This window comes from Eggerthella sp. BIOML-A1, from assembly GCF_009875595.1.
Taxonomy (GTDB): domain Bacteria; phylum Actinomycetota; class Coriobacteriia; order Coriobacteriales; family Eggerthellaceae; genus Eggerthella; species Eggerthella lenta.
In genome coordinates, this window is sequence record NZ_WWRZ01000006.1 from 266,497 (window position 1) to 287,074 (window position 20,578).

Annotated in this window: 20 protein-coding genes, 7 tRNA genes and 1 pseudogene; 16 read left to right on the forward strand and 12 right to left on the reverse strand. The window is 66.0% G+C overall.

Features of this window, described 5'->3' with window-relative positions:
- The first annotated feature begins 154 nt into the window (after positions 1 to 154).
- The 8 genes from gap to GT590_RS09140 all read left to right on the forward strand — a co-directional run bounded on the left by gap (position 155) and on the right by GT590_RS09140 (position 7,245).
- Complete coding sequence (gene gap, locus GT590_RS09105) at positions 155 to 1,156, forward strand: type I glyceraldehyde-3-phosphate dehydrogenase (protein WP_009307178.1); 1,002 nt, start codon at positions 155 to 157, stop codon at positions 1,154 to 1,156.
- Between the two features lie 62 nt (positions 1,157 to 1,218).
- Positions 1,219 to 2,403 (forward strand): phosphoglycerate kinase, encoded by a 1,185-nt coding sequence (gene pgk / locus GT590_RS09110; RefSeq protein ID WP_015760785.1) that lies wholly within the window; start codon positions 1,219 to 1,221, stop codon positions 2,401 to 2,403.
- Between the two features lie 67 nt (positions 2,404 to 2,470).
- Complete coding sequence (gene tpiA, locus GT590_RS09115; protein WP_009307176.1) at positions 2,471 to 3,244, forward strand: triose-phosphate isomerase; 774 nt, start codon at positions 2,471 to 2,473, stop codon at positions 3,242 to 3,244.
- A gap of 159 nt (positions 3,245 to 3,403) precedes the next feature.
- Entirely contained in the window at positions 3,404 to 4,975 is a 1,572-nt protein-coding gene (gene gpmI / locus GT590_RS09120; protein ID WP_114557057.1) for a 2,3-bisphosphoglycerate-independent phosphoglycerate mutase, read from the forward strand.
- A 165-nt stretch (positions 4,976 to 5,140) separates the two neighbouring features.
- Positions 5,141 to 5,395: a preprotein translocase subunit SecG gene (gene secG, locus GT590_RS09125; RefSeq protein WP_009307174.1), complete on the forward strand. Its 255-nt coding sequence runs from the start codon at positions 5,141 to 5,143 to the stop codon at positions 5,393 to 5,395.
- A 68-nt stretch (positions 5,396 to 5,463) separates the two neighbouring features.
- Positions 5,464 to 5,551 (forward strand) — tRNA-Leu (locus tag GT590_RS09130).
- Between the two features lie 89 nt (positions 5,552 to 5,640).
- Positions 5,641 to 6,546, forward strand: coding sequence for a cation diffusion facilitator family transporter (locus GT590_RS09135; protein ID WP_009307173.1), 906 nt, complete (start codon positions 5,641 to 5,643; stop codon positions 6,544 to 6,546).
- Positions 6,547 to 6,552: 6 nt separating this feature from the next.
- A complete protein-coding gene (locus GT590_RS09140) occupies positions 6,553 to 7,245 on the forward strand; it encodes an HAD family hydrolase (protein ID WP_009307172.1) in 693 nt (230 codons plus the stop codon).
- Positions 7,246 to 7,309: 64 nt separating this feature from the next.
- Here GT590_RS09140 and GT590_RS09145 read toward each other — a convergent pair.
- From GT590_RS09145 to GT590_RS09165, 5 genes are all read right to left on the reverse strand, one after another.
- Positions 7,310 to 7,385 (reverse strand) — tRNA-Gly (locus GT590_RS09145).
- A gap of 51 nt (positions 7,386 to 7,436) precedes the next feature.
- A tRNA-Cys gene (locus GT590_RS09150) sits at positions 7,437 to 7,510 on the reverse strand.
- Between the two features lie 67 nt (positions 7,511 to 7,577).
- Positions 7,578 to 7,653, reverse strand: a tRNA-Gly gene (locus tag GT590_RS09155).
- Positions 7,654 to 7,704: 51 nt separating this feature from the next.
- Positions 7,705 to 7,778 (reverse strand) — tRNA-Cys (locus GT590_RS09160).
- A gap of 67 nt (positions 7,779 to 7,845) precedes the next feature.
- Positions 7,846 to 7,921, reverse strand: a tRNA-Gly gene (locus tag GT590_RS09165).
- A gap of 162 nt (positions 7,922 to 8,083) precedes the next feature.
- Between GT590_RS09165 and GT590_RS09170 the strand changes: the two genes are divergently transcribed.
- Positions 8,084 to 8,158: transfer RNA gene (locus GT590_RS09170), tRNA-Val, on the forward strand.
- A gap of 365 nt (positions 8,159 to 8,523) precedes the next feature.
- Here the strand turns inward: GT590_RS09170 and GT590_RS09175 are convergent.
- Positions 8,524 to 8,673 (reverse strand): annotated as a pseudogene (locus GT590_RS09175) (hypothetical protein); the annotation flags it as partial.
- A gap of 423 nt (positions 8,674 to 9,096) precedes the next feature.
- Here GT590_RS09175 and thiS point away from each other — a divergent pair.
- Genes thiS through GT590_RS09210 form a run of 7 tightly spaced genes read left to right on the forward strand, consistent with a single transcriptional unit; the run spans position 9,097 to position 14,484 of the window.
- Positions 9,097 to 9,294, forward strand: coding sequence for a sulfur carrier protein ThiS (gene thiS, locus GT590_RS09180; RefSeq protein ID WP_009307167.1), 198 nt, complete (start codon positions 9,097 to 9,099; stop codon positions 9,292 to 9,294).
- Positions 9,294 to 9,902 carry a sulfur carrier protein ThiS adenylyltransferase ThiF gene (thiF, locus tag GT590_RS09185; protein WP_009307166.1) on the forward strand — a complete coding sequence of 203 codons (609 nt, stop codon included), beginning with the start codon at positions 9,294 to 9,296 and terminating at the stop codon, positions 9,900 to 9,902. Before thiS ends, thiF begins: the two co-directional genes overlap by 1 nt.
- Before the next feature lie 42 nt (positions 9,903 to 9,944).
- Complete coding sequence (locus GT590_RS09190; RefSeq protein ID WP_009307165.1) at positions 9,945 to 10,718, forward strand: thiazole synthase; 774 nt, start codon at positions 9,945 to 9,947, stop codon at positions 10,716 to 10,718.
- A gap of 8 nt (positions 10,719 to 10,726) precedes the next feature.
- On the forward strand, positions 10,727 to 11,968 hold the full coding sequence (gene thiH, locus GT590_RS09195) for a 2-iminoacetate synthase ThiH (protein ID WP_009608642.1): 1,242 nt from the start codon (positions 10,727 to 10,729) through the stop codon (positions 11,966 to 11,968).
- Positions 11,955 to 12,590, forward strand: coding sequence for a thiamine phosphate synthase (locus tag GT590_RS09200; protein ID WP_009608585.1), 636 nt, complete (start codon positions 11,955 to 11,957; stop codon positions 12,588 to 12,590). Before thiH ends, GT590_RS09200 begins: the two co-directional genes overlap by 14 nt.
- A gap of 53 nt (positions 12,591 to 12,643) precedes the next feature.
- Entirely contained in the window at positions 12,644 to 13,843 is a 1,200-nt protein-coding gene (locus tag GT590_RS09205; RefSeq protein WP_009307162.1) for a GAF domain-containing sensor histidine kinase, read from the forward strand.
- Positions 13,840 to 14,484, forward strand: coding sequence for a response regulator transcription factor (locus tag GT590_RS09210; protein ID WP_009307161.1), 645 nt, complete (start codon positions 13,840 to 13,842; stop codon positions 14,482 to 14,484). Before GT590_RS09205 ends, GT590_RS09210 begins: the two co-directional genes overlap by 4 nt.
- 78 nt (positions 14,485 to 14,562) lie before the next feature.
- Here GT590_RS09210 and GT590_RS09215 read toward each other — a convergent pair whose 3' ends face one another.
- The 6 genes from GT590_RS09215 to GT590_RS09240 all read right to left on the reverse strand — a co-directional run bounded on the left by GT590_RS09215 (position 14,563) and on the right by GT590_RS09240 (position 20,463).
- Positions 14,563 to 15,459, reverse strand: a complete 897-nt coding sequence (locus GT590_RS09215; protein ID WP_009307160.1) for a 4Fe-4S binding protein — start codon at positions 15,457 to 15,459, stop codon at positions 14,563 to 14,565.
- Positions 15,456 to 15,713, reverse strand: coding sequence for a chaperone NapD (locus GT590_RS09220; RefSeq protein ID WP_009307159.1), 258 nt, complete (start codon positions 15,711 to 15,713; stop codon positions 15,456 to 15,458). The genes GT590_RS09215 and GT590_RS09220 overlap by 4 nt, the downstream gene beginning before the upstream one ends.
- Positions 15,714 to 15,834: 121 nt before the next feature.
- Positions 15,835 to 16,167 (reverse strand): hypothetical protein, encoded by a 333-nt coding sequence (locus tag GT590_RS09225; protein WP_009307158.1) that lies wholly within the window; start codon positions 16,165 to 16,167, stop codon positions 15,835 to 15,837.
- 10 nt (positions 16,168 to 16,177) lie between these two features.
- Positions 16,178 to 18,742: a nitrate reductase catalytic subunit NapA gene (gene napA / locus GT590_RS09230; protein ID WP_114557843.1), complete on the reverse strand. Its 2,565-nt coding sequence runs from the start codon at positions 18,740 to 18,742 to the stop codon at positions 16,178 to 16,180.
- Positions 18,743 to 18,842: 100 nt separating this feature from the next.
- A complete protein-coding gene (locus GT590_RS09235) occupies positions 18,843 to 19,457 on the reverse strand; it encodes a 4Fe-4S dicluster domain-containing protein (RefSeq protein WP_035585196.1) in 615 nt (204 codons plus the stop codon).
- A gap of 223 nt (positions 19,458 to 19,680) precedes the next feature.
- Positions 19,681 to 20,463, reverse strand: coding sequence for a hypothetical protein (locus tag GT590_RS09240; RefSeq protein WP_015760750.1), 783 nt, complete (start codon positions 20,461 to 20,463; stop codon positions 19,681 to 19,683).
- Positions 20,464 to 20,578 lie beyond the last annotated feature (115 nt).

The following is a 20,578-nucleotide window of genomic DNA, read 5'->3' on the forward strand; positions in this document are numbered from 1 at the left end:
GCCCCTCGGCGAGCGGTGTGAAACTTCTGTGAATGGCCTGTTCGGTTGCTTTTTTTATACGGCTGCCAGATAAGGCTTGCAGCATCTGGGCGGCTACCGCTATGATCGGGGCGTTCCTGCAATTCTTAGTGCGAGTATCTGAAAGGGGATACGCATGGCAATCAAAGTAGGCATTAACGGATTCGGTCGCATCGGCCGCCTGGCGTTCCGCGCGATGGTGAACGATCCCGAGATCGAGGTTGTGGCAGTGAACGACCTCGGCGACATTCCGACGATGGCCCACCTGCTCAAGTACGATTCCATCCACGGGCGCGCCTTCGACACGGTCGAGGTCACCGAGGACGGCTTCGTGGCCGACGGCCATGCGGTCAAGGTGCTCTCCGAGCGCGAGCCCGCCAACCTCCCCTGGGGCGAGCTGGGCGTCGACGTCGTCGTCGAGTCCACCGGCTTCTTCACCGACGGCACGAAGGCCAAGGCGCACCTTGACGCGGGCGCCAAGAAGGTCGTCATCTCCGCGCCGGCCAAGAACGAGGACATCACCATCGTCATGGGCGTGAACGACGACCAGTACGATCCCGAGAAGCACAACATCATCTCGAACGCCTCGTGCACGACGAACTGCCTGGCCCCCTTCGCGAAGGTGCTCATGGACAACTTCGGCATCAAGCGCGGCTACATGAACACGATCCACTCCTACACGAACGACCAGAAGATCCTCGACCTTCCCCATAAGGACCTGCGTCGCGCCCGCGCGGCCGCCATGTCGATGATCCCCACCACCACGGGCGCCGCCCGCGCGGTGTCGCTGGTGCTGCCCGAGCTCAAGGGCAAGCTGGACGGCTTCGCCACCCGCGTTCCCACGCCGGACGGATCGATGGTCGACCTCACCGTGGAGCTTGAGAAGGACGCCACGGCCGATGAGATCAACGCCGCGATGAAGGCCGCCGCCGAGGGCCCGCTCAAGGGCATCCTGGAGTACACCGAGGATCCGATCGTCTCCATCGACATCGTGGATAACCCGCACTCCTCCATTTTCGACAGCAAGCTGACCATGGTGCTGGGCGGCGAGGGCAACTTCGTCAAGTGCATCTCCTGGTACGACAACGAGTGGGGCTACTCGAACCGTGTGAAGGACTTGGTGAAGATCCTTCTTTAACAGCATTCCCCGAAACGAGCCTGCCTTGGCAGGCTCGTTTCTCGTTTAGACAGGAGGGCCCCATGGCCGAGATCAAAACCATCGACGAGCTGGACGCGCGCGGCAAGCGCGTGCTCGTGCGCGTCGACTTCAACGTGCCGGTGAAGGACGGCGCCGTCACCGACGACACGCGCATCCGCGCGGCGCTGCCCACCATCCAGAAACTCGTCGACGACGGCGCGCGCGTCATCCTCATGAGCCATCTCGGCCGTCCGGCCGGCGAGGGCTTCGAGGAGTCGTTCACGCTGCGTCCCGCCGCCCAGAAGCTCTCCGAGCTTATGGGCAAGCCCGTGGTGTTCGCCACCGACACGGTGGGCGACGACGCCCGCGCGAAAGCCGCCTCGCTGCGCGACGGCGACGTGCTGGTGGTGGAGAACCTGCGCTTCGACAAGCGCGAGAAGAAGAACGATCCCGCGTTCTGCGAGGAACTGGCCGCGCTCGGCGAGGCGTACGTGAACGACGCGTTCGGCACCGCGCACCGCGCCCATGCGTCCACGGCGGGCGTCGCCGCGCTCTTGCCGGCGTACGCGGGCTACCTCATGCAGCGCGAGGTGGCCACGCTCTCGGGCATGCTGGAGGAGCCGCGCCGTCCCTTCACCGCCATCCTCGGCGGCTCGAAGGTGTCGGACAAGATCAAGGTCATCGACGCGCTCATGGACAAGTGCGACACGCTCATCATCGGCGGCGGCATGTGCTTCACGTTCCTTTTGGCCCAGGGCAAGGCCGTGGGCACCTCGCTCAAGGAAGAGGACTGGGTGGAGCGCGCGGCGGCCATGATCGCGAAGGCGGAGGAACGCGGCGTGCAGCTGCTGCTGCCGGTGGACGTCGTGTGCGCCGACCGCTTCGCCGAAGATGCCGAAACGCTCACGGTCTCGGTCGACGGGATTCCCGGTGATATGATGGGCCTCGACATCGGGCCCGAGACGGCGAAGCTGTACGCCGACGCGGTGGCCCAGGCCAAGACCGTGTTCTGGAACGGCCCCATGGGCGTGTTCGAGATGAAGGCGTTCGAGGCCGGCACGAAGGCCGTGGCCGAGGCCGTGGCCGCCAACGCGGATGCGGACACCATCATCGGCGGCGGCGACAGCGTGGCCGCCGTGAACAAGTTCGACCTGGCCGAGCAGATGACGTTCATCTCCACCGGCGGCGGCGCCTCCATGGAGCTCGTGCAGGGCGAGGCGCTCCCGGGCGTCGAGGCGTTGAAGTAGCAAGCAGGCGATTGCCCCGGACGGGGACGGTTCCCGTCCGGGGCGTTTCGATGGAAAGGAAGTTCGCATGGCGCGCAAACCCATGATGGCAGGCAACTGGAAGATGAACAACACCATCGCCGAGGCCGTGGTGCTGACGCAGGAGATCTCCAACCAGTACGACAAGGAGACCTGGGGCGAGGACGTCGACATCGTCATCTGCCCGCCCTACGTCGACCTCAAGCCGGCCAAGACCGTGCTCGACTTCGACAAGACGAAGGTGGCCGTGAACGCCCAGAACGTGTACTGGGAGCCCTCCGGCGCCTACACCGGAGAGATCTCGGTGCCCATGATCAAGGAGATCGGCTGCGCGGGCAGCATCGTTGGCCACTCCGAGCGCCGCGAGCTGTTCGGCGAGACGAACGAGGACGTGAACCGCAAGGTGAAGGCGCTCGTCGAGGCGGGCCTGTACGCCATCGTGTGCGTGGGCGAGTCGCTGGCCGTGCGCGACGAGGGCACCACCGAGGAGTTCGTGTGCGCCCAGGTGCGCGCCGCGTTCGCCGGCGTGGACGCCGCCGACGCGCAGCGCTGCGTGGTGGCCTACGAGCCCATCTGGGCCATCGGCACGGGGCGCACGGCCACGCCCGAGCAGGCCGAGGCCGTCTGCGCCGCCATCCGCGCGACGCTCGCCGACCTGTACGGCGCGGAGGTCGCCGAGGAGATGCGCGTGCTGTACGGCGGCTCCATGAACCCGGGCAACGTCGAGGGCCTCATGGCCCAGCCGAACATCGACGGCGGCCTCATCGGAGGCGCCAGCCTGAAGGCGGCGTCTTTCGTGCAGCTGATCAACGCCTGCCTGTAGCCCTGTCGCCGTCCCGGGCGAGCGAAGCGGGTCGAAGGGCCTTCTCGTCAACGGAGGTTCTTCGTCGAAGCTTCGCTTCGGACGGCGGATCTGAGAACCTGTTGTCCCGGCGGCGCGCACTCCGCGCCGCCTCCCGTCATACCGAGCGGAGCGAGCGAAGTGAGCGCAGTCGAAGAATCCCGTGCGGCATCAGCCGAAAACCTTACCCTTCCCGCATGCCTTATCATCATGGACGGCTTCGGCCTGGCCGAGCCGGGCCCGGGAAACGCCATCTCTCAGGCGCGCACGCCGTGCCTCGACGAGGTGTTCGCCACCCGTCCGTGGACCAAGCTCGAGGCATCGGGCGAGGCCGTGGGCCTGCCCGCGGGGCAGATGGGCAACTCCGAGGTGGGACACCTCAACATCGGCGCCGGGCGCGTGGTGTTCCAGGAGCTCACCCGCATCAACCGTGCCTGCGCCGACGGTTCGCTGGCGGCGAACCCCGTGCTGAACGAGGCGTTCGCGGCGGCCGCACGGCCGGGGGCGGCGCTGCACCTCATGGGGCTCGTGTCTGACGGCGGCGTCCATTCCTCCAACGAGCACCTCTACGCGCTCGCGCGCGCTGCGAAGGAGGCCGGGGCATCGCATATCGTGGTGCACTGCTTCATGGACGGCCGAGACGTGCCGCCGAAGAGCGGTGCGGGCTATCTGGACGAGCTGGAAGGCGTGCTCGCCGAGCTGACGGATGAGGGCTGCACGGCCGAAATCGGCAGCATCTCGGGACGCTACTACGCCATGGACCGCGACAACCGGTGGGAGCGCGTCGAGCAGGCGTGGCGCGCCGTTGTGGCCGCCGAGCCGCGCGCGGACGCGACGGCCGCCGAGGTCATGGCCGCTTCCTACGCCGTGGACGTCACCGACGAGTTCGTCGTGCCCACGGCGCTGACCGGGCGCGGCGTGCGCGACGGCGACGCGGTCGTGTTCTTCAACTTCCGCCCCGACCGCGCCCGCGAGATCACGCGCGCGCTGGTGGACCCTGCCTTCGCGGGTTTCGAGCGCGGCGCGCGCCCGCAGGTGAGCTTCGTGTGCCTGACCGAGTACGACCCCGAGATACCCGCTCCGGTGGCCTATCCCAAGGAGTTCCCCGAGGAGGTGCTGGCCGACGTGCTGGCCGAGGCGGGCCTTGCGCAGTACCACATCGCCGAGACCGAGAAGTACGCCCACGTGACGTTCTTTCTGAACGGCGGGCGCGAGGAGCCGAAAGCGGGGGAGGAGCGCGCGCTCATCCCCAGCCCCAAGGTTGCCACCTACGACCTGAAACCTGAGATGAGCGAGCCTGACGTGGCCGCCACGCTGGCCGCGGCCATCGACGCGGACGAGGCCGACGTGTACATCGTGAACTTCGCGAACCCCGACATGGTGGGGCATACGGGCGTCATCCCGGCCGCCGTGGCCGCCATCGAGGCGGTGGATGCGGGCGTGTCCCAGGTGCTGGCCGCTCTCGAGCGCAAGGGAGGCACGGCGCTCATCACGGCCGACCACGGCAACGCCGACAAGATGCTCGCCGAGGACGGCAGCCCCTTCACGGCCCATACCACGGCGCCTGTGCCGTTCGCGCTCGTCGACTTCGCGGAAACGGGGCGCACGCTCGACGGTCGGCTCGGCGCGCTCTGCGACATCGCGCCCACGCTGCTCGAGCTCATCGGCCTCGAAGCCCCTGCCGCCATGACGGGGAGGAGCCTGCTGGCGTAGGTGGCGTTTTCGCGGGGATGAGGCGAGGGGGACGGGGCTGGCGTCCCGCTCCGTCTCGTCCCGCTACGCGAACGCCTGCGCCGCCCTTGCCCTGACGGGAGCCTTTCGCTATACTTAGAAACTTGCGTACCGATATACCTTTGATCGAAAGAAGAGAGACGAACCTTGAATCCGCTCCTCATCATCACGCTCATCCTGCTCGTCGTTTCGGGCATCGGCCTCATCGTGTTCATCCTGTTGCACTCCGGCAAGGGCACGGGCATCTCCGACATGATCGCCAGCTCGGTGTACTCCACCCAAACCGGTACGAGCATCGTCGAGAAGAACCTCGACCGCATCACCATCGCGTTCGCGATCATCTTCATGCTTTCGCTTATCGTCCTTATGATCATCTATCCCCACGGGACGATTGCAAAATAGCGAAAATTGCCCCTTCACAACGCAGAAGGGTTCGGGTAGAATAACCTGCGTTGCGTTTCGAGCAACACGTCGGAGTGGTGGAACGGCAGACACGCTAGCTTGAGGTGCTAGTGCCCGTTTAAGGGTGTGCGGGTTCAAATCCCGCCTCCGACACCAGAGAGAATGGAGAGAGCCTTAGGGCTCTCTTTTCTTATACCTCCGCATTGTATATGCGGACGGAGCCGCTTTCGGCGAAAGGAGCGGGCGTGGCGAAGGCGCTTGCAACGAAGAACCCGGTATCGGAGCGCATGCGCTCCATCCGGCGCGTGCTGTGGGTCATCCTCGTGCTGAACCTGGCGGTGGCCGCTGCGAAGTACGTCTACGGCCTGATGAGCGGATCGGCGTCCATGCAAGCCGACGGCATCCACTCGGTGTTCGACTCGGCTGGCAACGTGGTGGGCCTCGTCGGCATCGCGTTGGCGGCGCGTCCGGCCGACGACAGCCATCCTTACGGCCATGCGAAGTTCGAGACGTACGCAAGCCTCGTGATCGGCGTGCTGCTGCTTCTGGCGGCCTTCGAGGTGGGTTCGAGCGCGGTGGGCAAGCTCGTGTCCGGCGTGTACACGGCCGAAGTAACTCCCGTGTCGTTCATCGTCATGGTGGGCACCCTCGCCGTCAACATCGGGGTGACCACCTACGAGCGCCGGTGCGCGAAGCGGCTCAAAAGCGAGGTGCTTGCGGCGGATGCGAACCATACGCTGTCCGACGCGCTCGTGTCCATCGGGGTCATCGTCGGTCTGGCGGCCGTGGCGCTGGGCTTTCCCATGGCCGACCCCATCATGGCGCTCGTGGTGACCGTCGCCATCCTGGCCACGGCCTACGACGTATTCAAGCACGCGCTAGCCACCCTGTCCGATCATGCGCGCATTCCCGACAAGGACGTGCGTGCCGTGGCGATGGGCGTGCCGGGCGTGCAGGATGCCCATCATATCCGCACGCGCGGCACCGAGGGAGAGGTGTACGCCGACCTGCACGTGCTCGTGGCGCCCGGGATGACCGTGGGGGAGGCCCACGAGCTGTCCGAGCGGGTGGAGCGCGCCATCATGCAGCGGTTCCCGAACGTGATCGAGGTGCTCGTCCACATCGAGCCGAACGACGGCCATGAGGACTGAGGGCGCATGACCGAGGCGGTGTTCTTCGACGTGGGCTCGACGCTCATCCGGCCGTGCCCGTCGGTGGCCGAGACGTTCGCGCGCGTTGCGGCCGAGCGCGGCCACGACTTGACCGTGCGCGACGTCGAGCCGCACATGCCGGCCATGGACGCGTACTACGAAGCGGAGTATCTGCGCGACGGCGACTTCTGGTGCTCGCACGAGGGGTCGACGGCCATTTGGCTGGACCAGTACCGCTACGTGTGCCATCTCGCGGGCATCGGTCACGATGCGGAAGGCGTGGCGCAGACGGTGCACGAGGCCTATCGGCGCGCGGAATGCTGGGAGACGTACGCCGACGTCACAGCGTGCCTGAGAGCGCTCAAGGAGCGTGGATACGCGCTGGGAGTGGTATCGAACTGGGATGCGGGCTTGGAAGGGCTCCTGCGCGACCTCAGGCTGCTGCCGTACTTCGACACGGTAGTATCTTCGGCGGTGGTGGGCTACCGCAAGCCGAACCCGGTCATCTTCAACCTGGCTTGCGAGCAGATGGGCGTGCGCGCCGAATCGAGCGTGCATGTGGGCGATCGCCCCGATGCCGACGGGGACGGGGCGGCCGCTGCCGGCATCCGCGCGGTGATCGTCGACAGGCACGATGCCGAGAAAGATTGCGGCTACGAGTGCGTGACGGCGCTCACCGACCTCTTAGAGCTGCTCTAACCTTCATCGTTCGGAGCGAGGCATGAAAAAAGCCCGTCGGTTTGCCGACGGGCTTGTACGATCATGGAGCGGACGACGGGGTTCGAACCCGCGACCCCGACCTTGGCAAGGTCGTGCTCTACCAGCTGAGCCACGTCCGCATGGGTAACGCTTTTCAATTCTCAAACCGTCCGCCCCGCAAGGGGAGCGAATGGAGGCGACGCCCGGATTCGAACCGGGGGTGAAGGCTTTGCAGGCCTCTGCCTTACCACTTGGCCACGTCGCCACCTCGTCGACACCGTCATGAAAAGGCCGGTCAAAACTTTTGATAATGACCGGCCTGTTAGCGACGATGGAGCGGACGACGGGGTTCGAACCCGCGACCCCGACCTTGGCAAGGTCGTGCTCTACCAGCTGAGCCACGTCCGCATGGGTAACGCTTTTCAATTCTCAAACCGTCCGCCCCGCAAGGGGAGCGAATGGAGGCGACGCCCGGATTCGAACCGGGGGTGAAGGCTTTGCAGGCCTCTGCCTTACCACTTGGCCACGTCGCCACCTCGTCGACACCGTCATGAAAAGGCCGGTCAAAACTTTTGATAATGACCGGCCTGTTAGCGACGATGGAGCGGACGACGGGGTTCGAACCCGCGACCCCGACCTTGGCAAGGTCGTGCTCTACCAGCTGAGCCACGTCCGCATCGGCGAGGAAATATAATACTGGAAGTGTCCGTAGCGCGCAACCCCCGATTTCAGAAAAGTTCGCAAAAATATTTTCGAAATTTGTCTTTGATGGTCGGCGAACTTCTGGTAGACTATCTGCTTGCTGACGCGGAAAACTTCCAAAGCAGCAAGCATTCATGGGCGATTAGCTCAGGGGGAGAGCACTACCTTGACACGGTAGGGGTCACAAGTTCAAATCTTGTATCGCCCACCATGAATTCGAAAGAGCCTTCGATCTGCGAAGGCTCTTTTTTGTTGCCCCGGCTCCGAGGCTTCTCTCGTCAAAGTGACCCGGAAAAGTGCGAACGCGCGAACGATTTGGGAAATGACGGCGAAAGCGGGGTCTGCTGGCGCAAGTGGGGCGGTTTGGTAATCTTGGAGCCGCTCTATTCTCTCGTTTGATGCGGGGAGGGGGCGATGCGCGTGCGTTTGTGCAGGTCGGATGTTCTCGGCATGTCGGAGGCGGCGGCACCGGTTACCAAACCCCTTGATTCCTGCCGTACGCAGAGGTTTTCGTCGTCATCGCGGCCCCTGCGGGGCCGGCAGCGTGCCGGACTTGCTGCCGGCCCTGGCGTTCGGTCAGTCTTCCAGTTTGGTGAACTCGTGGTGTCCGCAGTTGGGACATGCGGGAAGGGCTTCGGCATCGCTCGTGATGCGAACGACGTAGCCGCAGTTGTCGCAGCGGTAGCGTCCCGCGCCCGGCTTGTCGCCTGTCTTGTACTTCATGGACGTCTCCTTATCTGATCGTCGGTTGCCTTGGTCCGTTCAGCGTACCGCAGGGCGTCGGCTGGTCGGTTGCGGCGGCGCAACGGTTCTCTATCCGCTCGTTTGCGCGGCATGGCGGCCGTGTTGCTGACAGCGCGCATGCGCATCATCGCCCGAAAAACACGGAATCGAGCGCGAAAGCGTGTTTTTCGGGCGATGATGCGCCATCGGGCAGCCGCCTTGCGCCCCATCCCGCTGCATCTTGCGCCCGCCGCTTACCGGCGGGGCGTTGCGGGGGCGGGCGACTTCGGATATCCTAGCCGTCGTGAGAGTACGCAAGCGCGTACGAAGGGGCGCACCACCTCGGGTGCGATCTGCTTCGTGCGCGCTTTTTTCGTGCCCGGAGGCCGGCGGATGCGCCGGCGGGGGCGGAAAGGAGGGCGAGACGTGGCGCAGGTGAACGGACGGGCGCGGCCCGAGGCGGACGGTTCGACGCTCGCGCAGCTGCTGGAGCGCGACGGCTTCGACGCCGCGCGCGTGGCGTGCGAGCTGAACGGGGCCATCGTGCCGCGCGACGCGTACGCGGCCACGGTGCTGCGGGCAGGCGACGTGCTGGAAGTGGTCCGCTTCGTGGGAGGCGGCTGATGGACGCGCTTTCGAGCCGCATCGGAGAAGAGGCGCGCGTGAGGCTGGCGGCGGCGCGCGTGGGCGTGGCGGGGTTGGGCGGCCTGGGGTCGCACATCGCCGTGATGCTGGCGCGCTCGGGGGTGGGCGCGCTGCACCTCGTGGACTTCGACCTCGTGGACGAGTCCAACCTCAACCGCCAGCACTACTTCCGCGAGCATATCGGCCGGCCGAAGACCGAGGCGCTGGCCGAGCAGCTGCTGCGCATCGACCCGGGCATCGAGCTTACGCTCGACCGCGTGCGGGTGGATGCCGGCAACGCGGCGGCGCTGTTTGCGGGCGAGCGCATCGTGTGCGAGGCCTTCGACGACCCCCGCTGCAAAGCCGACCTCGTGAACGCGCTGCTGACGGAGGCGTCGAATACCGTGGTGGTGGCGGGCAGCGGCATGGCGGGTGCGGGACCGGCCGACGCGCTGGTCACGCGGCGCGTGGGGCGGCGGCTGTTCGTGTGCGGCGACGGCGAGGCCGACGTGGCCGACGAGGCGCTCTTCGCCCCGCGGGTGGCTCTGTGCGCGGCGCAGCAGGCGCTCGTCGTCGTGCGCCTCGTGCTGGGACTCGAAGGAAACTGACGGAAGCAACGGGCCGCAGAGGGCGGTCGGGAAGGGATATCCATGGCATACGAACCGGATACTTGGTCGCTGGGCGACCGGACGTTCACCTCGCGCTTCATCCTGGGGTCGGGGAAGTTCAACCTCGACCTCGTGGAGGCGGCCGTGCGCGATGCGGGCGCCGAGATCGTCACCTTGGCCGTGCGTCGCGCGAACACGGGGCAGGACGGAAGCATCCTTGACGCCATTCCCGAGGGCGTGACGCTGCTGCCGAACACATCGGGGGCGCGCACGGCCGACGAGGCGGTGCGCATCGCGCGGCTGGCGCGGGCGATGGGATGCGGCGACTTCGTGAAGGTGGAGGTCATCCGCGACGCGGCCTATCTCATGCCCGACAACGCCGAGACGGTGCGCGCAACGGCGCAACTGGCCGAGGAGGGCTTCGTCGTGCTTCCCTACATGTTCCCCGACCTCGTCTGCGCGCGCGACCTGGTACGCGCGGGCGCGGCGGCCGTCATGCCGCTGGCGGCGCCCATCGGGTCGAACAAGGGGCTGGCCGCGCGCGACTTCATCAAGATCATCGTCGACGAGGTGGACGTGCCCGTCATCGTGGACGCGGGCATCGGCCGGCCCTCGCAGGCGTGCGAGGCCATGGAGCTGGGCGCGGCCGCGGTCATGGCGAACACCGCGGTGGCCACGGCGGGCGACGTCCCCCTCATGGCGGCCGCGTTCAAACGCGCCGTGGAGGCGGGGCGCGCGGGATACCGAGCCGGCATGGGGCGCGTGCTCGACCGCGCCGAGGCCTCGTCGCCCCTCACCGGGTTCCTCGCGGATTAGGAGGGGCCATGACGCAAGCAGGCACCCGCTCCGCAACGCCCTCGGCGGTTCCGCGCTTCACGCGCCTCGAGGCGGTGGACCCCGCCGACGTGGCGCGCGATCGCGGCATCGACCCTATGGCCTACCTTCCGGACATGGACGTCACCGACTCGCCCGTGCTCGACGAACTGCTGGCACGCGCGGCGGCGTTCGACTTCGACGCGGCGACCGAGGCCGACGTGCGCGCCGCGCTCGCGGCCGACCGCCTTTCCCCCGAGGGCTTCGGCGCGCTGCTGTCGTCTGCCGCCGAGCCGTTGCTGGAGGAGCTGGCCGCCGCCGCCCGCCGCGCGCGGCGGCGCTGGTTCGGCAGCACGGCGTACCTGTTCACGCCGCTGTACCTGGCGAACTACTGCGACAACCACTGCGTGTACTGCGGCTTCAACCGCGACAACGACATCTGCCGCGCCCGTCTCGACCGCGCGGGCATCGTCGCCGAGCTCGACGCCATCGCGGCGACGGGGCTCGAGGAGATCCTGCTGCTCACGGGCGAAGACCGCGCGCGCACCGACCCCTTCTACATCGGCGAGGCGTGCAAGCTTGCCGCCGAGCGCTTCCGCATGGTGGGCGTGGAGGTGTACCCCATGAACGAGGACGAATACGCCTACCTGCACGAATGCGGCGTCGATTACGTCACGGTGTTCCAGGAGACGTACGACCCCGCGCTTTACGGCAAGCTGCACCTGGCGGGGCGCAAGCGGGTGTTCCCGTACCGTGCGAACGCCCAGGAGCGCGCGATGAGAGGCGGCATGCGGGGCGCGGCGTTCGGCGCCCTCTTGGGCCTCGGCGACTTCCGGCGCGACGCGTTCGCGTGCGGACTGCACGCATGGCTTGTGCAGCGCGCCTACCCGCACGCCGAGCTGTCGCTGTCGTGCCCCCGCCTGCGCCCCATCGCCGGGAACGGGTCGCTGGGGCCGCGCGGCGTGGGCGAGCGCCAGCTGCTGCAGGTGATGTGCGCCTACCGGCTGCTGCTGCCGCAGGCGGGCATCACCATCTCGTCGCGCGAGCGCGCGGGCTTCCGCGACCAGGTCATGGGCATCGCCGCCACGAAGATATCCGCCGGCGTGTCCACGGGCGTCGGCGAGCATGCGGACGGATCGACTGCGGGCGACGACCAGTTCGAGATCGCCGACGGCCGCGACGTGGCGCAGGTGCGCGCCGCGCTGCGCGGCGTCGGCCTCGAGCCGGTGATGAACGACTATGTTCGCCTGTGAGCCCTCGGCGGCGGACCCGACGTTTCGGCGCGTGTTCGTCACCGACCGCCTCCGCTGCGCTCTCCCGTTGCCGCAGCAGACGGCGTTCCTCGCGGAGTCGGGCGCCATCGACGCGGTCATCCTGCGCGAGAAGGACCTCGACGATGCCGCCTACGAGCTCCTCGCAGCGGAGATGGCCGCCGTCTGCGCGCGCTGTGGCATCGCCTTCGTCGCGCACGCGCACGTGGAGGCGGCGCGCCGCCTCGGTTGCGCCGCCGTGCACCTGCCGCTGCCGCTGTTGCGCGCGCAGGGCCGTCCCGACGGGTTCGCGTGGGTGGGCACGAACGTCCACGAGGCCGACGAGGTGGCCGAGGCCGAGGTTCTGGGAGCCGACGTTCTCGTCGCGAGCCCCGTGTTCGCGCCTTCGTGCAAGCCGGCGTCCACGGCGCGAGGGTTGCCCTTCCTGCGCGCTGTGCTGGATCGCGCGCATGCGCCCGTGTTCGCGCTCGGCGGCATCACCGACGAGAACGAGCGTCTGATCAGGGAAGCAGGGGCCGCGGGAGCGTGCCGCATGGCGGATTACGCGCGTCGTCGAGGCGTTCGGCAAGCCGCCCCGTGCAAATACGAGCGAAGTAGGGGATAATAGACCGTCGACGAGCGAACGAGCGGATCGGCAACGGGAACGGGGGAGACGCGGTGGGAGCGTCCAATTTCAGCGAGCGAGAGCTGGCGGGCGCGTGCGAGAAGTACGCGCGTGCGGTGAACGACATCAAAGATCGGTACGGGTTCGATTTCGTGTCTATCGGGTTGACGGCGTTCATCGGCGCGCCGCTCAAGTGGATATACAGCGCAGGCGCTACCGGCGAGCGCCATCGCCGCATCGTGCTGGCACCGGGGCACGGCATCGGCGGCATCACCATCAAGGCGGGCAAGCCCATGATGTTCACGAACATCGACGAGGAGATCGACCCGCGCGAGTACTCGTCGTACCCTATCGTGTTCGCCGAGGATCTGCATAGCTTCTGCGCGTTGCCGCTCACGCGCGACGGGCGCGTGGTCGCCGTGCTGCTGTGCGCGTTCCGCACGGTGAGCGATCGGCACGAAGCGGCGTACCGCCAGGTCATCGACGATCTGGACGGCACCTTGTGCGATTTGGACGTCGTTTCCGACGACTTCATGGATTTCGAAAGAATCGCGGTGGAGAAACGCGCCGACGATCAGAAGAACCCTATCTTCATCCGCTCGGAGCTTGCGCGCGTCATCGCCGCTCAGGAGGACGAGCGCAAGCGCATCTCGCGCGAGCTGCACGACGGCATAGCGCAGGAGCTGCTGACGCTGTCGTTCGTGTTCAAGCGCCTTGTCGCGCATGTTGACGAAGAGGGCTACGAGCTGCTGGCGGAAGCGAACAACGATCTTGCCAACGTGCTTGACGAGCTGCACAACCTGTCGGTGCAGCTGCGACCTTCGGCTCTCGACCATCTTGGTTTCGTTGCGGCTCTGCGCTCGCAGGCTGCCGTGTTCGAGCGCACGTACGGCAACGAGATCGTGTTCGAGGGCAGCCTGTCGTGCGATCGCTTCGATCAGGCTCTCGAGACGCAGGCGTACCGCATCTGCCAGGAGGCCATCCTGAACGCCTGCAAGTACTCGGGTTCCGAGAAGGTGATCGTCCGGCTCGAGGATTCGGCCGGATGGCTGCATGTGAGCGTGATCGACCACGGATGCGGCTTCGACACCGAGCAGCCGGAGATCAAGGGGAGCGGCTGCGGTCTCGTAGGCATGCAGGAGCGCGCGAGCGTCATCGGCGCCCGGCTCGCGATGGAATCCGACGAGCATGGCACGAAGATGACGCTGGTTGCGCCGATGCACGTGGCGGAAGGCAAGGAGGCGGGCGCATGATCAGAGTAATGCTGGCGGACGACCACGAAGTGGTACGCGTGGGTTTCAGGATGATACTCGAGCAGGACCCCGACGTGCGGGTGGTGGCCGAGGCAGCCGACGGCGCGCAGGCTTACGCCATCGTGGCGCGCGAGAAACCGGACATCCTGCTCATGGACATCTCCATGCCCCCGGGGCAGAGCGGGCTGGTGGCCTGCGAGAAGATCGCGAAGGACTTCCCCGGCACGAAGGTGGTCATCCTCACGATGTTCGCCGAACCGGAGTACCTCTTCTACACGCTACGCGGGGGAGCGGCGGGCTACGTACTGAAGAACTCGACGTCAGAAGAGCTGATCGCCGCCGTTCATGCGGTGGCCGAGGGCGGCAGCTACATCCATCCGAAGATGACGGCCATGCTCACCAAGCAGCTTGTGGCCGGAGGAGAGGAAGAGGATCGCTCCTACCAGCAGCTCTCGAACCGCGAGCTGGAGATCCTCCAGCTTCTGGCCAAGGGCTTCACGAACAAGGAGATATCCGAGCAGATATTCCTCTCGGTCAAGACGGTGGAGGCCCACCGTTCGAAGATATACCAGAAGCTGGGCCTGAAGACCCGCGCCGATTTGGTGGACTACGCCCTCAGGCACAAGCTGCTGAACGTGTAAAGGGGAAGGCGGCGCGCGCGAAAGGTGCGGCCTCTGGTGCATCGCGAAGCCGCGCGATGCACCAGAGGCCGCACCGGGTCATTCCTCGCCGTTCGGGGCGGCCGGCTTGGAGGCGCGTCCCAGGGTGAACGACAGGGCGCGCGTGGGGCAGGCGTCGATGCACGAACCGCAGGCCATGCAGTCGCCGGCCCGCACGATCGCGTCGCATCCGTCGAGCGCTGGCTCGAGGATCGCGGGATCGGACAGGCATGCATGCTTGCACGCGTCGCAGTGAATGCAGGCTGCGGGATCGATCTTCACGTTTACCTGGCCGAATCGGCCAAGCGCCTCGTAGAAGCCGCCCAGCGGGCACAGCGAGCGGCACCACACGCGATAGCCCCAGAACAGTTCCGTCAGCACGATGGCCAGCAGCACCCAAACGCCTGTCACGGCACCGAAGAGGATGCCCTTGTTGACGGCGCTTATGGGCGAGAATGCCTCGAACACCGGCACACCGGTCAGCGCTGACAGGCCCAGCACGGCAAGGGCGATCCACAGCTTCGCATGGCGCGGCACCGGCATCTCGCGCACGTCGATGCGCAGCTTGCGGCGAGCGAAGTCCACGATCTCGAGGAGCAGGTTCACCGGGCACACCCATCCGCAGAACGCCCGGCCTCGGATCAGCCCGTACACGATGAGCACCGGCAGCGCGGCCAGCAGCCAATCGAGCTCGAACGTTTTGGAGGCGGCGATGACCTGCAGAGCGCCGAAGGGGTCGAGGATGTCGAGACCCCCGATGGACGAGGAGGACAGGCTGCCGAAGAAGGGAAGCTGGGCGGGGGTCGCCGCGGCGTCGTCGCCGCCGACGGACGTTCCGAACAGGCTCCATCCGGCCGCAAGCACCGGGGCGGCGAACAGCACGAGAGCCGCCGCCTGCACGGCATGGCGCAGCCAGGACCAGCGAAACGCGCGCCGCGTGTCCGAAGCTTCGCTCATCGCGTACCGGCCTCGGCCAGCGTGGGATCGTCCTCGAAGTTAGCGTACACGAGGTTGATGCCGGTCACGCCTTCGATGCCGATGAAGCCGCTCGCGATGTCGTGCGAGTCGTCCACGGTGTCGGCCTCGATGGTGACGACGATCTTGTGCCCGTTCGTCTCGTGCACCTCGACGCCTTCGCGCTGCGCCAGCTCCCGGGCCACGTCGTCGGTGCGATCGGGCATCGTTTCCACGACCAAACTCGAAATAACCATGATGGGTTCCTCACGTTCGTTCTTCTTATCCTCCGAGGGCCCGCCCCCTTGGAAGGAGGGGGCGGGGCGAGGAGGGAGGGCGGACGCGCGACGCTCCGTCCGCCGGGTAGGCACGTATCTCTTACGCCTGCGCGTGGCAGGTGATGCACTGCTCGTGCGTCGGGTCCATTTCCAAGGAACCCGCGTCGCCGCCCGCGTAGTGGTCGGCGGGCAGGGCGGTTGCGTCGGCCAGCATGGGGTTGGCCTGGTCGTTCGCGCCGTGGCAGCCGTAACAGCCCGCCGCGCCGAGGTTTTCGAAGCGCCCGTCGTGGCTCGTCGGCATCAAAGGCGGAGCGCCGGCGGGCACGTTCGCGTTCACGTCTTCCCTGGGGGCTTCCTGGCTGCAGCCTGCAACCGTGCCCAAGCCCAGCGCCATCACGGCCACGAGGGCGGCGGTTATCATGTGCTTCTTCATCGTCTTCCCCTTAGAGCTTCGTAATGGATACGCAGGTCTTCTTGTAGTCGGGTTCCTTGGACAGCGGGCAGTACACGTCCTGCACCGCCAGGTTCACCAGGGTCTCCTCGGCGAAGAACGGAGCGAACGTCACGCCGGCCGGGGGCTCGGTGCGGCCCGCCGTGGACACCTTGATGTCGAACTCGCCGTACGTCGACTTCACCTTCACCATGTCTCCGTCCTGGATGCCCAGCTTCTTGCAATCGTCCGGGTTCATGTTCAGCAGCGCCTCGGGCAGCGCGCGGTCGAGCTCGGGCACGCGACGGGTCATCGTGCCGGTGTGCCAGTGCTCCAGCAAGCGACCCGTGACGAAGTAGAACGGGTACTCGTCGCTGGGGGTCTGCGCGGGCGGTTCGTAGGGGCGGAACACCACGGACGGCTTCAGGTTGGCGGACTTGTAGAAGCTCACGCCGCCGGCCTGTCCGGGCTTGCCGTACTGCTTCACGCCGACCTCGTCGAAGCCCTCGTCCTGCGAGCCCTCGGCGAAGCGCCACTTCGTGGACTTCCAGGTGCCGTTCACGTTGCGCACCGGCCACGTCATGCCGTGGTTGGCAAGGTACTCCTCGTAGGGGGCCAGCTGCTTTGCCTCCATTTTGAGCTTGGCGCCGAACGTGCCGTCGGTATCGTCGTTGATAGCCTTGGCCTTGTCGTTCATCTCGGGGTTCGAGAAGATGCGGTACTCCTCCCACAGCAGGCGGTTCGTCTCGCGGTCGTCGTTCTTGAAATCGCGGGCGTTCTTGTCGTAGATGAAGCCGAACAGGTGGTCGAAGGCATCCTCGCTGCCGATCTTCTCGCCGTCGAGCACGCGATGCGCTACTTCCATGAACGTCCAGAGGTCCCACTTGGCCTCGCCCGGAGCGTCCACGGCCTTCTCGAAGACGGCGGTGCGGCGCTCGGCGTTGCCGAACTGGCCCTCTCGCTCCACCCACAGCGCCACGGGGAGCACGACGTCGGCGTACTGCGTGGACAGGGTGGGATACACCTCGTTGACCACGATGAACGTGTCGAAGATGCCCTTGTTGTCAGCGCCTTCGCCAAGGAAACGGGTGAGGTTCGGCATGGACTGCGCCCAATTGTTATGGGCGGACCACATGAAGTCGATGTTGCCCTTGGAAAGCTCGCGGAACATCTTCACCGTGTGCATGCCGGGAGCCTTGATCTCGTCGAGGTAGCCTTGCGGGAGATCCCAGATAGCCTCGGTGTAGCGGCGGTGCTGCTCGTTTGCCACCAAGAGGTCGGCCGGCAGGCGGTGGCTGAACGTGCCCACTTCGCGGGCGGTGCCGCAGGCGGTGGGCTGCCCGGTCAGCGAGAAGGGGCCGCAGCCGGGCTGGGCGATCTTGCCGGACAGCAGGTGGACGTTGTAAATGCAATGGTTCATCCATGTGCCGCGGTTGTGCTGGTTCACGCCCATGGTCCACAGCGACATGACCTTCTTGTTCGGATCCGCGAACACCTCGGCCAGCTCCTTGAGGTCCTCGACGGCCACGCCGGAGAGCTGAGAGGTGTACTCGAAGGTGTAGGGTTCCAGGCGCGCGGCGTACTCCTCGAAGGTGATAGGGCTCACCGCGTCCACCTTCGAGCCGATCTCGCTCTTGTCGTAGCCGTCCTCGAAGGAGTTGCCGATGTCCTCGGTGCCCTGCTTGAACTGCAGGTGGTCGTTCACGAAGGCCTCGTCGTACTTCTTCTCCGACACGAGGTAGTTCGCGATACAGTTCGCGATGGCGAGGTCGGTGTTCGGATGGAAGATCATCGTCTTGTCGGCGCTCGCGCTCGTGCGCGTTCTGATGGTGCCGAGGTCGTAGTGCTTCACGCCCTCGCCCGAGAGCTTGCGGGCCGTCAGGCGCGAGTATAGCATGGGGTGCGCTTCGGCCATGTTGGCGCCCCAGGTGACGAACACGTCGGCTTCGTCGAGGTCGCTGTATGATCCGGCGGGCTCGTCGGTTTGGAACACGTTCATGAACGCCACCACGGCGCTGGCCATGCACAGGCGCGCGTTCGGGTCGACGTTGTTCGAGAGAAGACCGGCTTTGATGAACTTGGCGCAGGCGTAGCCTTCGGTGATGGGCTGCTGGCCGCTCAGCCAGAAGGCCAGGCGCGACTTGTCGTTCTTCCACGTCTCTTTGAGCTTGGAGGACACGAGGTCGAGAGCTTCGTCCCAGCTCGCCTCGCGCAAACCTTCGCCGGTGCCCTTCGTGGACTTGTCCTCGCGGATCATCGGCGTGGTCAGGCGGTCGTCGCCGTACATGATCTTCGCCAAGTAGTAGCCTTTGACGCAGTTGAGACCCTTGTTGGACTCGTTGTCCGGGTCGCCTGTCACGCTGATCAGCTTGTTGTCCTTGACCTCGCAGATGACGCCGCAACCGCAGCCGCAGAAGCGGCACACCGACGTGTACTTCTGTCCGTCGCCCGAAGCGGCGGTCGTCGATTGGCCTTCGCCGCTTGCGCATCCCACGAGCGACGACATGGTGCCTGCCGCCGCCGCGCTCGCCAGCGCTACTGCCGTGGCCTTGACGAATCCTCGTCTTGAGATGTCCATGACATCCCTCCTTTTCCTCCCGTTACCCATTGCTATGTCCTAAACCTCCAACGGTTTGGCAGCTTGTTCAGGGGAGCTCGGCGCAGCTGCGCCGAGCTCGTCATGCCGAGGGCTCGATGCCGCCCGCCCGCTCCTCGTCGCTTGCGATGCGGATGGCCACGCGGGGCTCGCTGACCACGCAACGTTCCACGCATAGGCCGCATCCCACGCACTTGTCCTCGTCGATGACGGGGGCGAACACGGAGTGGATGGCATCGCCTTCGCGCAGGCGGTAGTCGATGACGATAGCTTCGTCGATGAGAGGGCAGGTGCGGTAGCATACTTCGCAGCGCATGCCCTGGAATGCGATGCATAGATCCTCGTCGATGACGGCGATGCCCATCTTCACGTCGGAGCGGGTTTCGATGTCGCGCAGCGCGTTCGTGGGACAGGCCTCGACGCAGGGAAAATCCTCGCATAGGCGGCAGGCCTGGGCGCGCGCATCGATCATCGGCGTTCCCACGGCGGTTCCTGCGTCGTCGCGTGCCGGCTTGATAGCGATATAGGGGCAGGCCTCCATGCATTTCCCGCACTTGACGCAGCGCGAAGCGAAGTCTTTCTCGCCATGCGCTCCGGGGGGCCGCAGCAGATCGGCTTCGCCATGGGAGGCGTAGAGCGCCGCCTGGAATGCCACCAAGGCTGCCGATGCACCCGCTATGACGCTCGATACTTTCATGAAATCTCCTCTTCCTTGCTCCGTATCATGCGCTCGAGCAGGTCATATGCCTATCGGGGTATATCCGAGGGCGCGTGAGGATAAACCCGACGCGGGGCAAGGGTTTTATACTGTTTTTAGAAAAGAATAATATTGAGGTGGAGAAACAAAGCGCCCCGCATCGTCGAAAGCGATGCGGGGCGCGAATATTCGAATGCTCGAATGCGAGGATGGAAGCGTGCGGCTAGGAGCTCAGGCGAACGCCGACGTACACGGCGGTTTCGGGCAGGCCCGAGATGTCGTACATCTCGGACAAAGGGAGAGCCGAGACCTTCCATGTGTACGCGGTTCCGTCGACGTCGACCGTGCCCTGCTTGAACGTGTTGCCCACTTCGTCCACGCCCATGCCGTCCTCGGCGATGGTGGCCGGATCGAAGCCCTCGGCGGCGATGGCGGCGTCAATGGCGGCATCGAGGCTGCCCGAAGAGAAATCGGCGTAGCGCAGTCGCATGGACGTGCCGTCGCTGCGGTCGGCGTCGAGCGTCCACGAACCGTTGAGCAGCAAGGCCGCCTCGCTTGCGGAAAGCTTGGACACGCCTTTGTTGTACATCAGTCCTGCGTCGAGCTCGCTCACGTCGGACGGAAGCTTGATCAGCTCGAGGGCGGCTTCCGGATCGTCCGACATGCCTCCCTTGTCGATGACGGTAAGGCCTGCATCGGCGACGGCCTGCTTGATCTCGTCGTCGTTCAGCGTGATGTAGGATGTGAGCGCCGGCAGGTCGTAGGACACCTCGCGCGACAGGTTCTCCTCGACGCTGGCTTGCGCGCGAGCCGTGCCGCCCCTCACCGCGTCTAGGACGTTGAACAGCAAGTAGCCGCCGATAAGGGCTGCGACCAGGACGAAGGCGAACATGATGGCGATTTGCGGCCTCGGCATGTCGAGCGGGCGACGAAGGCCGCTGTCATCCAGATAGCGCACGGGGCCGTCCGTGTCCGCGTATTCGTTTCTGCGTGATTTGAATAGCATTGCGTCTCCTGCGACGATGTGCATGATCGGCGCGCAACCCACGTTGCGCTCTGCGCATTATAGCATTGCCCGCCGCGCCCCGCGTGCAAGCGCCTGCGACAACGCGATATGTACG